Raw genomic sequence first — 11,710 nt, forward strand, 5'->3', positions numbered from 1 at the left:
CGGAAATCCGTTCGCGAGCAAGCTCGCTCAAATAATTTCGGAGAGCGCAAAGCGCAGGACGTTGGGGCATCGGCCGAAACGCAGACAAAAAAAGACCGCTCTCCCCTGCCTGAATCTGGAAAAGCGGTCTGTTAAGCGAAAAGAAGTCGTGGAAAGGTCGTTATAGCCCCCCGCCGTTGCAGCTTGTTTACAGGCGAAAAAAAGCCGCGCCCTTGCGGGGCGCGGCTTCTTCAAAGGTGCGGTCGGCTATCAGAAGGCCGGAACCACGGCACCCTTGTATTTCTCCAGGATGAACTGCTTCACCTCGGGGCTGTGCAGGGCGGCGGCCAGTTTCTTCATGGCGTCGCTGTCCTTGTTGTCCGGGCGGGCTACCAGGATGTTCACGTAGGGCGAGTCGGAACCCTCGATGGCCAGGGCGTCCTTGGTCGGGTTCAGCTTGGCTTCCAGGGCGTAGTTGGTGTTGATCAGCGCCAGGTCGACCTGGCCCAGCACGCGCGGCAGGGTCGCGGCTTCCAGTTCACGCACCTTGATGTTCTTCGGGTTGTCGGTGATGTCCTTCGGGGTGGCGGTGATGCTCTTCTCGTCCTTGAGCTTGATCAGGCCGGTCTTGGCCAGCAGCAGCAGGGCGCGGCCGCCGTTGGTGGCGTCGTTGGGGATCACCACGGTGGCGCCGGAGGGCAGCTCGTCGAGTTTCTTGTACTTGCTGGAGTAGGCGCCCAGCGGCTCGATGTGCACGCCGGTGACGGCTACCAGGCTGGTGCCCTTGGACTTGTTGAACTCGTCCAGGTACGGCTGGTGCTGGAAGAAGTTGGCGTCCAGGCGCTTTTCGGCGACCTGGGTGTTGGGCTGCACGTAGTCGGTGAATTCCTTGACCTTCAGCTCCACCCCTTCCTTGGCCAGGATGGGTTTGACGAAGTTGAGGATTTCCGCGTGCGGCACCGGGGTGGCGGCCACGCTGAGGGTTTCGGCCGCGTGGGCGCCGGTGATCGACAGCGCCGCGGTGGCGGCGAAGGCGGCAAGCAGTTTCTTCATGGATCGCTCCTTTTGGGATTTTCCTGTGGCCCGCGGGCCTTGTGGTTATTTGCGGGAGAAGTGGACCACCAGCTTGTCGCCGACGGTCTGCAGAACCTGTACCAGCACCAGCAGCATGATCACGGTGACCACCATGACGTCGGTCTGGAAGCGCTGGTAGCCGAAGCGGATGGCCAGGTCGCCGAGGCCGCCGGCGCCGACCACGCCGGCCATCGCGGTGTAGGACACCAGGGTGATGGCGGTGACGGTGATGGCGGCGATGATGCCCGGGCGGGCCTCCGGCAGCAGGGCGTTGCAGATGATCTGACGGGTGCTGGCGCCCATCGCCTGGGTGGCCTCGATGATGCCCTTGTCGACCTCGCGCAGGGCGGTTTCCACCAGGCGCGCGAAGAACGGCGTGGCGCCCACCACCAGCGGCGGGATGGCCCCGGCGACGCCCAGCGAGGTGCCGGTGATCAGCACGGTGAAGGGGATCATCACGATCAGCAGGATGATGAACGGCAGCGAGCGCAACACGTTGACCACGAAGGACAGCAGGGCGTAGACCGCGCGGTTCTGGAACAGCTGCCTGGGCCCGGTGAGGAACAGCAGCACGCCCAGCGGCAGGCCGAGGATGACGGTGAACAGCAGCGAGCCGCCGAGCATCCAGAAGGTGTCGATGCTGGCCTGGAGGATTTCCGACCAATCAATGTTTACAAAGCCCATGTTTTCAAAAAAAGCATTCATGCGCGCAGCACCTCCACATGCACCTCGGCCGCGTTCAGCTGGGCCATGGCCGCCTCCATGTCACCGCCCACCAGGGCCAGGGTCAGCTGGCCGTAGGGCTGGTCCTTGATGCGGTCGATACGCCCGGCGAGGATGCTGTAGTCCACCCCGGTCTGCCGCGCCACGGTGCCCAGCAGCGGGGCGTAGGTGGCCTCGCCGCGGAAGGTCAGACGCAGGATGCGCCCGGGCACGTGGGCGAAGTCGTCGTGCTGCTCGTTCTCGTCGACGCGCTCGGCCTCGAAGACGAAGCGCCGGGTGGTCTCGTGCTGCGGGTGGAGGAAGACGTCGGCCACCTCGCCCTGCTCGACGATGCTGCCGGCGTCCATCACCGCCACGCGGTCGCAGACGCGGCGGATCACGTCCATCTCATGGGTGATGAGCACGATGGTCAGCTTCAGCTCGCGGTTGATCTCCGCCAGCAGCTGCAGGACCTGGCCGGTGGTCTGCGGGTCCAGCGCGCTGGTGGCCTCGTCGCAGAGCAGCAGCTTGGGCCCGCAGGCCAGGGCGCGGGCGATGCCGACGCGCTGCTTCTGGCCGCCGGAGAGTTGCGCCGGGTACTTGCGGGCGTGGTCCTGCAGGCCCACGCGCTTGAGCAGTTCGTCCACCCGCGCGGCGATCTGCGCGGCGCTGAAGCTGCCGGCCAGCTTCATCGGCATGGCGATGTTCTCGGCCACGGTCTTGGAGGCCAGCAGGTTGAAGTGCTGGAAGATCATCCCGACGCGCTGGCGGAAGCGCCGCAGGCCGTCGGCGTCGAGGGCGGTGACGTCCTCGCCATCGATGACGATGCGCCCGCCGCTGGGTTCTTCCAGGCGGTTGATCAGGCGCAGCAGGGTGCTCTTGCCGGCGCCGGAGTGGCCGATCAGGCCGAACACCTGGCCGGCGCCGATGCTCAGGCGCGTCGGCTGCAGGGCCGGGATGTCGCGGCCGGCGACGCGGTAGGTCTTGTGGACGTCGTGGAATTCGATCACGTGGCGAACCTTGTGGGTACGGCGAAGTGTGGGAATGGCGCGCTCTGCCGGGGTGTCCTGGCAAACGAGCGTAGGCGCTCGGCAAAAACCGCGCATTTTACCCTGCTTTCCTATAGCCGATTAATCCTTGTTCGGATAAGGGCCGAGCGAAATGGAATAAGACGGGCGGACGCGGCTTTCAGGGCTCGCACTTGACCGGGGCGGCGGCCTTGGGCTGGCCGATGTCCTTGACATCGGCGGCCAGCGCCGGGGCGCGCGGCATCAGCGAGCGGGCGCGGGCCAGGGCGTTGCTGGCGCCGTTGACGTCGCCGGCCTGCAGGGCCTCGCGGCTGCGTTGCAGGTAGGCGTCGGCCAGGCGCTGGCGGCGTTCGGCCAGCTGCGCGGCATCCTCGTGCTCCTGGCCCAGCTGCAGTTGCGCGGCTTCCAGCTGGCCGGCGGCCAGGCGGGCCTCGAAGCCAGAGCCGCTCGGCGCCTGGCCGGGCAGGCTCTGGCACGCGCCCAGCAGCAGGGCGAGGGAGAGGACGGAAAGCAGACGGAGGGCAAGGGACTTCATGCCAGTCATTCTCGATTGATCAAAAAATCGACAAATTCTACACCGTCCGCCGCGGCAGGACAAAACTCAGCAGGAACAGCGCCGCCGCGCTGACCACGATGGACGGCCCGGCCGGGGTGTCCTTGAACCACGACAGCGCAAGCCCGGCGCACACCGCCACCAGGCCCACCAGGGTGGCGCCGAAGGCCATCTGCTCGGGGCTGCGGGCGTGACGCTGGGCGGCGGCGGCGGGGATGATCAGCAGCGAGGTGATCAGCAGCACCCCGACGATCTTCATGGCCACGGCGATGACGATGGCGATCAGCAGCATCAGCGCCAGGCGGATGGCGGTGACCGGCAGGCCCTCGACCCGCGCCAGCTCCTCGTGCACGGTGATCGCCAGCAGCGGCCGCCACAGCCAGCAGATCAGCCCCAGCACCAGGGCGCTGCCGGCGACTATCCACATGAGGTCGGTCTGGCTCACCGCCAGCAGGTCGCCGAACAGGTAGGCCATCAGGTCCACCCGCACTTCCTTCATGAAGCTCAGGGTCACCAGGCCCAGGGACAGGGTGCTGTGGGCGAGGATGCCCAGCAGGGTGTCGGCGGCCAGCGGCTGGCGCTGCTGCAGGGTCACCAGCAGCACGGCCAGCAGCACGCAGCCGACGGTCACCGCGAGGGTCGGGCTGACGTCCAGCAGGAAGCCCAGGGCCACGCCGAGCAGCGCGGCGTGGGACAGGGTGTCGCCGAAGTAGGCCATGCGCCGCCAGACCACGAAGGAACCCAGGGGGCCGGCGACCAGCGCCAGGGACAGCCCGGCCAGCAGCGCGTAGAGAAGGAAATCAGCCATGGTTGCAGTCGGGGCCGTGCTTGTGGACCGGGGTCAGTTTGCCGTGGATCGCCAGGCCGGCGCCGTCCTGCGGCACCACTTCGCCGTGCAGGTCGTGGGCATGGTCGTGGTGGTGGTGGTAGACCGCCAGGCTGCGGGCGTCCTGGCCGAACAGCTCGACGAAGGCCGGGTCGCCGCTGACCTGCTCGGGGTGGCCGTGGCAGCACACGTGGCGGTTCAGGCAGACCACCTGGTCGGTGGTGCTCATCACCAGGTGCAGGTCGTGGGAGACCATCAGCACGCCGCAGCCCAGGCGGTCGCGCAGGCGGGTGATCAGGCGGTACAGCTCGGCCTGGCCGGCGACGTCGACGCCCTGCACGGGCTCGTCCAGCACCAGCAGCTGCGGCTTGCGCAGCAGCGCGCGGGCCAACAGCACGCGCTGCAGTTCGCCGCCGGAGACGGTCTGCAGCGGGCTGTCCAGCACTTGCGCGGCGCCCACTTCCTTGAGCGCGGCCAGGGCCTGCTCGCGGCCCACGCCGGGCACCAGGCGCAGGAAGCGCAGCACCGAGAGCGGCAGGGTCGGGTCGACGTGGAGCTTCTGCGGCATGTAGCCGATGGTCAGCTTCGGCTGGCGCCACACCGTGCCGCTGTCGGGCTTGAGCAGGCCGAGCACGCTGCGCACCAGGGTGGTCTTGCCGGCGCCGTTGGGGCCGATCAGGGTGACGATCTCGCCGGCGCCGATGCTCAGGCTGACGTTCTGCAGCACCGCCTGCCCGGCATAGCGCACGCCCACCCCTTCGAGGCGGACCAGGGGCTGGCTCATCAGGCCTCCCGCTGCTTGGGCGCGCAGGCGGCGCAGAGGCCGACCACTTCGACGGTCTGCGTCTCGACGCTGAAGCCGACGCCCTCGGCGCCGGCGACTATGGCCTGGCTGATGGCCGGCTGTTCCAGCTCGATGGCGGTGTGGCAGGCGCGGCAGATGAGGAACTGGCCCTCGTGGGCGTGCTCGGGGTTGTTGCAGCCGACGAAGGCGTTGAGCGAGGCGATGCGGTGCACCAGGCCGTTTTCCAGGAGGAAGTCCAGCGCCCTGTAGACGGTGGGCGGCGCGGCGCGGCGGCCGTCTTCCTCGCTGAGCACGGCGAGGATGTCGTAGGCGCCCAGCGGCCTGTGGCTCTGCCAGACCAGTTCCAGCACGCGCCGGCGCAGCTCGGTCAGGCGCACGCCCTGGCGCGCGCAGAGCGCGTCGGCCTCGGCCAGGGCGCCGGCCACGCAGGTGGCGTGGTCGTGCGGGCGGCAGGCCAGCGGGGTGTTGGGCATCAACTTGTACATTGCGGCGACGACGCTCGGGTACGGAGACGTTATTATATTACCCTTTACCTCCCTGCCCGTGTGAGTCCGCCGTGTCCCTGCGCCCATCCGCCCTGCTCCTCGCCTGCTGCACCCTGTTCCTGAGCCTTGGCGCCAGCGCCGAGGTCAAGGTGCTGACCAGCATCAAGCCGCTGCAACTGATCGCCGCCGCCGTCCAGGACGGCGAGGGCAGCCCCGACGTGCTGCTACCGCCCGGCGCCTCGCCGCACAGCTACGCCCTGCGCCCCTCGGACGTGCGCCGCCTGCGCGAGGCCCAGCTGTTCTACTGGGTGGGCCCGGACATGGAAGTGTTCCTCGGCAAGCCGCTGCAGGCCCGCCAGGCCCCCAGCGTGGCGGTGCAGGAGCTGCCGGGCATGCACCTGCGCAAGTTCGTCAACTTCGAGACCATGAGCCACGCCGACTACGAGGACCACGACCACGATCACCGCCCCGGCACCCTGGACGCGCACCTCTGGCTGCTGCCGGCCAACGCCCAGGCCATCGCCGCGCGCATGGCCGAGGACCTGGCCATCGCCGACCCGCTCAACGCCGGGCGCTACCAGGCCAACCTCAAGGCCTTCGACGAGCGCATGGAACAGCTCGACGCGCGCCTGAAGCAGCGCCTGGCGCCGCTGGTCGGCAAGCCCTACTTCGTCTTCCACGAGGCCTTCGACTATTTCGAGGAGGCCTACGGCCTGCGCCACGCGGGGGTCTTCGCCCTGTCCGCGGACGTGCAGCCGGGGGCGAAGCACGTCGCCGCGATGCGCGCGCAACTGCAGAAGGCCGGCCCGTCCTGCATCTTCAGCGAACCGCCGCTCCGCCCGCGCCTGGCCGATACCCTCAGCGCCGGCCTGCCGGTGCAACTGGCCGAGCTGGATGATCTGGGCGTGGCGGTCAAGGTCGACGCCAATGGCTACGAGAAGCTGCTGGGTAACCTGGCCGACGAGTTCGCCGGGTGCCTGGAGAAGCTCTGAGGCGGCGCTCTTGTAGGATGGGTTGAGCGAAGCGATACCCATCGGGCCATGCCATGGTGATGGGTATCGCAAGCTCACCCCATCCTACGGTCTTTGGTGGGGTGAGAGGGAATGGTGCCTGCCGGGGGGCCATGGTGCTGGGATGGGTACCGCTCCCTCTCCCCAGCCCTCTCCCTGAAGGGAGAGGGGGCTAGTTCGTGCCGAGAATAGAACAGGCATCAGCTTGAAAATTTCGGCGTTGCCGGCTAACGCCTATACCTCCGACTCTGCCCAACGGTCCCCTCTCCCTTCAGGGAGAGGGTTAGGGAGAGGGCGCTCTTGCGCTCTTGGGCACTTAGGCTCTTGCCCCCACCCCAACCCCCTCCCTCCCGCCCCCGCTCACCTACACTTTCCCCCTGCGTCCCATCGCCTCATAGGCAAATACCTCTTCCGGGTACTAGAGTCTCCGGCTGGACTAAATACACAATATGTAGTTTCGTGTATTTACTGGATAACTAGATATTGCGGTCTGCCCCAAGCCGGCCGCGCACCAACGGGAGGATCTTCAGCGGATGGCCAAGACCGATGCTCGCCCGCAGGGCACAGACCAGGCGGCACTCGAACTGCAGCCGGCGTCCCAGGACATCTGGGACAGCAAATACCGGCTCAAGCAGAAGGACGGCACGCCCATCGACGCCAGCGTCGACGAGACCTGGCAGCGGGTGGCCCGCGCCCTGGCCGACGTCGAGCCGGACGCGGCGACCCGCGAGCACTGGTACGAGCGCTTCCTCTGGGCCCTGCGCCATGGCGCCATCCCGGCCGGGCGGATCATCTCCAACGCCGGCGCCCAGGGGCACAAGCCGGCCACCTCGACCATCAACTGCACCGTCTCCGGGATCATCCACGACTCCATGGACGACATCCTGCAGAAGGTCCACGAGGCCGGCCTGACGCTCAAGGCCGGCTGCGGCATCGGCTACGAGTTCAGCACCCTGCGCCCGCGCGGCGCCTACGTGTCCGGCGCCGGCGCGCACACCAGCGGGCCGCTGTCGTTCATGGATATCTTCGACAAGATGTGCTTCACCGTCAGCTCCGCCGGCGGCCGCCGCGGCGCGCAGATGGGCACCTTCGACGTCGCCCACCCGGACGTGCGCGAGTTCATCCGCGCCAAGCGCGAGGACGGCCGGCTGCGCCAGTTCAACCTCAGCCTGCTGATCACCGACGACTTCATGCAGGCGGTGCAGGCCGACGCCGACTGGCCGCTGCTGTTCCCGGTGCACCACAAGGAGCGCGACGAGGTCGACCTGGACGACCCGGCCCAGGTGCTCTGGCGCGACTGGCCGATCCACGACGAATATCTGGTCGGCGAGGACGGCCGCGTCGCCTGCAAGGTCTACGGGCGCGTGAAGGCGCGGCACCTGTGGGACATGATCATGGTCTCCACCTACGACTATGCCGAGCCGGGCTTCATCCTCATCGACCGCGTCAACGAGCTGAACAACAACTGGTGGTGCGAGGCCATCCGCGCCACCAACCCCTGCGGCGAGCAGCCGCTGCCGCCCTATGGTTCCTGCCTGCTGGGCTCGGTGAACCTCACCGGCTTCGTCGTCGATCCCTTCGGCGAGGAGCCGCACTTCGACTGGGAGCGCTACCGCGAGGTGGTGCGGGTGTTCACCCGCATGCTCGACAACGTGGTGGAGGTCAACGGCCTGCCGCTTGCGCAGCAGCGCGAGGAAATCCTCGGCAAGCGCCGCCACGGCATGGGCTTCCTTGGCCTGGGCTCGACGCTGACCATGCTCAAGCTGCGCTACGGCAGCCCCGAGGCCTGCGTGTTCACCGAGGAAGTGGCGCGCGAAATGGCCCTGGTGGGCTGGGAAGTGGCCCTCGACCTGGCCCTGGAGAAAGGCCCGGCGCCGGTGCTGGCGCAGGACTACGAAGTGACCGCGGAAATGCTGCGCAAGCGCCCGGAAATGGCCGCCGACGGCCTGAAAGTGGGCGACCGGGTGCCCGGCCGCGTCCTCCACGCCAAGTATTCGCGCTACATGCAGCGCATCGCCGAGCACGCGCCGCAACTGGTCGAGGCCCTGGCCCGCCACGGCGCGCGCTTCACCCACCACAGCTCCATCGCGCCCACCGGCACCATCAGCCTGAGCCTGGCCAACAACGCCTCCAACGGCATCGAGCCGAGCTTCGCCCACCACTACTCGCGCAACCTGATCCGCGCCGGGCGCAAGACCAAGGAGAAAATCTCGGTGTTCAGCTACGAACTGCTGGCCTACCGCGCCAAGGTCGACGCCAAGGCCGTGCCCGACGCCGAGGACGGCAAGCACCGCCTGCCGGAGTACTTCGTCACCGCCGACGACATCACCCCGCAGCAGCACGTGGACATCCAGGCGGCGGCGCAGCGCTGGATCGACTCGTCGATCTCCAAGACCGCCAACGTGCCCACCGACTACCCCTTCGAGGACTTCAAGGACATCTACCTCTACGCCTGGCGCCAGGGCCTGAAGGGCTGCACCACCTTCCGCTTCAACCCGGCGGCCTTCCAGGGCGTGCTGGTCAAGGACTCGGACCTGGAGAAGACCCTCTACCGCTTCGAGCTGGAAGACGGCAGCACGGTAGAACTCAAGGGCAACGAGGAAGTTGAGTACGACGGCGAGACGCATACCGCCGCCAACCTGTTCGATGCCTTGAAAGAAGGCTACTACGGCAAGTTCTGAAGCCGCGGAGGAATCCCATGCCAGTGAAAATCAACCAGAAGATCCGCAGCTTCGAAGTGGTCGACGTCGCCGAGGAAAAGGCCCGCGCCGAGGCTGCCGCGGCGGCGGCCGTGGTGAAGATGGACGAAACCCTGCAGCGCCCGGAGATCCTGGTGGGCGCCACCTACAAGATCAAGTCGCCGCTGTTCGAGCACGCGCTCTACGTGACCATCAACGACATGGTGCTCAACCCCGACACGCCCTACGAGCAGCGCCGGCCCTTCGAGATATTCATCAACTCGAAGAACATGGACCACTTCCAGTGGATAGTCGCCCTCACCCGCATCATGTCGGCAGTGTTCCGCAAGGGCGGCGATTGCACCTTCCTGGTGGAGGAAATGAAGGCGGTGTTCGATCCGCGCGGCGGCTATCTCAAGCGCGGCGGCATCTACATGCCCTCCATCGTCGCCGAGATAGGCGCGGTGGTGGAACGCCACCTGGTAGCCATCGGCCTGATGCAGGGCCCGCAGATCGACGAGGAACAACGCCTGTACCTGGCGGAAAAACGCGCGGCCTACGAAGCGGCCCAGGGCACCAACAAGGCCGAACCCGGCGAAGGCTTCCCCGCCGGCGCCCAGCTGTGCGGCAAGTGCAGCACCATGGCGGTGGTGCAGATGGACGGTTGCGCGACCTGCCTGAATTGCGGGTATTCGAAATGTGGGTGAGCCGGCGCTACGCGACGCATGCGTCGCGCCGGCGAACGACTGACCATGGATGGTCAGGCCGGGGTTGAACTTGGGCAGAGGAGTATCGACAGGGATGTCTGCTCAAGATCGGATCTTCACTCCGTACGAGCATGCGTCGCGCCGGCGAACGACCGGCCAAGGATGGTCAGGCCGGGGTTGAACTTGGGCAGAGGAGCAACGACAGGGATGTCCACTCCGACTCAGATCTTCACACCCGCATGCGTCGCACCAGTACACCCCTGTAGGAGCGAGCTTGCTCGCGAACCAAGCCCTGCAGAGAAGCCATTCGCGAGCAAGCTCGCTCCTACGAAAAGCCGTGCCACCCGGCAGAACCGTGGGGCGTCATCCCGCGATCGCGCGCAGGGCGCGCTCCTACAGGTGGGCATCGAGGCCCCTGGGACGCACGGACGTAGGAGCGGACTCCGTCCGCGATAGCGTATATACGCCGGCGCTGCCGGCGGAAATCGCGGATAAATCCGCTCCTACACAAAATCGTACCGTCCGGCGGCGGCCCTACAACGCAAACGGCAAATGAATGTCCACCTTCTGCCGCTTCGCCAGGCGCCGTTCGAACTCGCCCGGGTCGTGGATCAGCACGTCCTGCCCGGCGAAGGCCTCGGCGGCGATCAGGCGCGACAGCCAGAAGCGCACGCAGGCCACGCGCAGCATTTCCGGCCACAGCTCGGCCTCCAGGGCGGTGAACGGCCGGCGGCTGGCGTAGGCGGCCAGCAGCGCGCGGGCGCGGGGGCCGTCGAGTTCGCCGTCTTCGTGGGAACACCAGTCGTTCAGGGTGATCGCCAGGTCGTAGAGCATCCAGCCCGAACAGGCGTTGTAGAAGTCGATCACCCCGGCCAGGTGCGGGCCGTCGAACAGCACGTTGTCGCGGAACAGGTCGGCGTGCAGGTTGGCGCGCGGCAGCTCGGGCTGTTCGGCGAGCAGCCGGGCGATTTCCTCCAGGGCGTTTTCCAGCAGTTCGCGCGGGGCCGGGGCCAGGTGCGAGGCGAGGTTCTCGCCCTGGTGCAGCATCCAGCTCAGGCCGCGGTCGCTGGGGCGTTCGATGATGCGCCCGCGGGTGGCCAGGTGCAGGCGCGCCAGCAGGGCGCCGACCTCGCCGCAATGGTGGGCGTTGGGCTGGCGCTCGTGGCGGCCGGGCAGGCGCGGCTGCAGCAGCGCCGGCTTGCCCTCCAGCTGGCGCAGGGCCTCGCCGGTTTCGGTGCGCAGGGCGTAGGGCACCGGCAGGTCGGCCTCGTGGAGCACGTCGAGCAGTTCGACGAAGAACGGCAGGTCCTGCACCGGGCCGCGCTCGACCAGGGTCAGGACGAATTCGCCGCGCTCCAGGCTGACGAAGAAGTTGCTGTTCTCCGAGCCCTCGGGGATGCCGCGGAACTCGTGCAGGCGCCCCAGCCCGTAGGGTGCGAGGAAGCTTTCCAGGGTGGAACGCTCAAGAGGGGTGAATACCGACATGCTCAGGCCTCGTGAGCGCCATGGGGTTGAAGGTTTACCAGCTGAAGATCTGCCACTGCGGGATCAGCTTGTCCGGCTGGTCGGAACGGATGAAATTGCCATCGCTGCCGTCCTGGCGCACCAGGAAGTACGGCTTGCCATGCTTGGGCGTGACCTTGATGGCGTAGAGGAAGCCGTTGACCCGGTATTCCTGGATGGTCTTGTCGCCCTCCTGGCGGATGGTCACATCCGGTTCGGGCGTCGGCGCTTCCTCGTCCACCGCCATGGCGACCAGGGGGGATACGGCCAGCAGGGCGGCGAGCAACCAGCGTTTGCGACTGCGCATGATAACCTTGTTCCTTTGTCGATTCGGCTGGGGTCATTCTAGCCCCTGGCCTC

Annotated in this window: 12 protein-coding genes; 3 read left to right on the forward strand and 9 right to left on the reverse strand. The window is 67.3% G+C overall.

The window, feature by feature from the left end:
- Positions 1–249 precede the first annotated feature (249 nt).
- The 7 genes from QSJ95_RS01160 to zur form a co-directional block, all read right to left on the reverse strand.
- Positions 250–1,032: a MetQ/NlpA family ABC transporter substrate-binding protein gene (locus tag QSJ95_RS01160; protein ID WP_285639279.1), complete on the reverse strand. Its 783-nt coding sequence runs from the start codon at positions 1,030–1,032 to the stop codon at positions 250–252.
- Between the two features lie 45 nt (positions 1,033–1,077).
- Positions 1,078–1,758 carry a methionine ABC transporter permease gene (locus QSJ95_RS01165; RefSeq protein WP_058487909.1) on the reverse strand — a complete coding sequence of 227 codons (681 nt, stop codon included), beginning with the start codon at positions 1,756–1,758 and terminating at the stop codon, positions 1,078–1,080.
- A complete protein-coding gene (locus QSJ95_RS01170; RefSeq protein ID WP_058071076.1) occupies positions 1,755–2,765 on the reverse strand; it encodes a methionine ABC transporter ATP-binding protein in 1,011 nt (336 codons plus the stop codon). The genes QSJ95_RS01165 and QSJ95_RS01170 overlap by 4 nt, the downstream gene beginning before the upstream one ends.
- Before the next feature lie 178 nt (positions 2,766–2,943).
- Positions 2,944–3,318: a hypothetical protein gene (locus QSJ95_RS01175; protein ID WP_009614548.1), complete on the reverse strand. Its 375-nt coding sequence runs from the start codon at positions 3,316–3,318 to the stop codon at positions 2,944–2,946.
- Positions 3,319–3,355: 37 nt separating this feature from the next.
- A complete protein-coding gene (znuB, locus tag QSJ95_RS01180) occupies positions 3,356–4,144 on the reverse strand; it encodes a zinc ABC transporter permease subunit ZnuB (RefSeq protein ID WP_009614550.1) in 789 nt (262 codons plus the stop codon).
- Positions 4,137–4,946, reverse strand: a complete 810-nt coding sequence (znuC, locus tag QSJ95_RS01185; RefSeq protein WP_285639293.1) for a zinc ABC transporter ATP-binding protein ZnuC — start codon at positions 4,944–4,946, stop codon at positions 4,137–4,139. Before znuC ends, znuB begins: the two co-directional genes overlap by 8 nt.
- Positions 4,946–5,452, reverse strand: coding sequence for a zinc uptake transcriptional repressor Zur (gene zur / locus QSJ95_RS01190; RefSeq protein ID WP_009614552.1), 507 nt, complete (start codon positions 5,450–5,452; stop codon positions 4,946–4,948). Before zur ends, znuC begins: the two co-directional genes overlap by 1 nt.
- 71 nt (positions 5,453–5,523) lie before the next feature.
- Here zur and QSJ95_RS01195 point away from each other — a divergent pair, with 71 nt between their 5' ends.
- The 3 genes from QSJ95_RS01195 to QSJ95_RS01205 all read left to right on the forward strand — a co-directional run bounded on the left by QSJ95_RS01195 (position 5,524) and on the right by QSJ95_RS01205 (position 9,847).
- The gene (locus QSJ95_RS01195; RefSeq protein WP_285639297.1) at positions 5,524–6,444 is read left to right on the forward strand and encodes a zinc ABC transporter substrate-binding protein; all 921 of its coding nucleotides are present in this window, start codon (positions 5,524–5,526) and stop codon (positions 6,442–6,444) included.
- Positions 6,445–6,995: 551 nt separating this feature from the next.
- Positions 6,996–9,143, forward strand: coding sequence for an adenosylcobalamin-dependent ribonucleoside-diphosphate reductase (locus QSJ95_RS01200; RefSeq protein WP_009614554.1), 2,148 nt, complete (start codon positions 6,996–6,998; stop codon positions 9,141–9,143).
- Between the two features lie 17 nt (positions 9,144–9,160).
- Positions 9,161–9,847, forward strand: coding sequence for a TSCPD domain-containing protein (locus QSJ95_RS01205; protein WP_009614556.1), 687 nt, complete (start codon positions 9,161–9,163; stop codon positions 9,845–9,847).
- 534 nt (positions 9,848–10,381) lie between these two features.
- Here QSJ95_RS01205 and QSJ95_RS01210 read toward each other — a convergent pair.
- Both QSJ95_RS01210 and QSJ95_RS01215 read right to left on the reverse strand, forming a co-directional pair.
- Entirely contained in the window at positions 10,382–11,332 is a 951-nt protein-coding gene (locus tag QSJ95_RS01210; RefSeq protein WP_043312543.1) for a homoserine kinase, read from the reverse strand.
- 34 nt (positions 11,333–11,366) lie between these two features.
- Positions 11,367–11,657, reverse strand: a complete 291-nt coding sequence (locus QSJ95_RS01215; RefSeq protein ID WP_009614560.1) for a DUF2782 domain-containing protein — start codon at positions 11,655–11,657, stop codon at positions 11,367–11,369.
- Positions 11,658–11,710 lie beyond the last annotated feature (53 nt).

Origin of the sequence: Pseudomonas sp. NBRC 100443, assembly GCF_030268185.1 — a bacterium.
Lineage (GTDB): Bacteria > Pseudomonadota > Gammaproteobacteria > Pseudomonadales > Pseudomonadaceae > Pseudomonas > Pseudomonas citronellolis.

What these genes read in the sequence shown, in the direction of transcription:
- QSJ95_RS01210 (WP_043312543.1), bottom strand. Translation starts at nt 11,332, where the DNA reads ATGTCGGTATTCACCCCTCTTGAGCGTTCCACCCTGGAAAGCTTCCTC.
- QSJ95_RS01175 (WP_009614548.1), bottom strand. Translation starts at nt 3,318, where the DNA reads ATGAAGTCCCTTGCCCTCCGTCTGCTTTCCGTCCTCTCCCTCGCCCTG.
- QSJ95_RS01165 (WP_058487909.1), bottom strand. Translation starts at nt 1,758, where the DNA reads ATGAATGCTTTTTTTGAAAACATGGGCTTTGTAAACATTGATTGGTCG.
- znuB (WP_009614550.1), bottom strand. Translation starts at nt 4,144, where the DNA reads ATGGCTGATTTCCTTCTCTACGCGCTGCTGGCCGGGCTGTCCCTGGCG.
- QSJ95_RS01205 (WP_009614556.1), top strand. Translation starts at nt 9,161, where the DNA reads ATGCCAGTGAAAATCAACCAGAAGATCCGCAGCTTCGAAGTGGTCGAC.
- zur (WP_009614552.1), bottom strand. Translation starts at nt 5,452, where the DNA reads ATGTACAAGTTGATGCCCAACACCCCGCTGGCCTGCCGCCCGCACGAC.
- znuC (WP_285639293.1), bottom strand. Translation starts at nt 4,946, where the DNA reads ATGAGCCAGCCCCTGGTCCGCCTCGAAGGGGTGGGCGTGCGCTATGCC.
- QSJ95_RS01200 (WP_009614554.1), top strand. Translation starts at nt 6,996, where the DNA reads ATGGCCAAGACCGATGCTCGCCCGCAGGGCACAGACCAGGCGGCACTC.
- QSJ95_RS01160 (WP_285639279.1), bottom strand. Translation starts at nt 1,032, where the DNA reads ATGAAGAAACTGCTTGCCGCCTTCGCCGCCACCGCGGCGCTGTCGATC.
- QSJ95_RS01215 (WP_009614560.1), bottom strand. Translation starts at nt 11,657, where the DNA reads ATGCGCAGTCGCAAACGCTGGTTGCTCGCCGCCCTGCTGGCCGTATCC.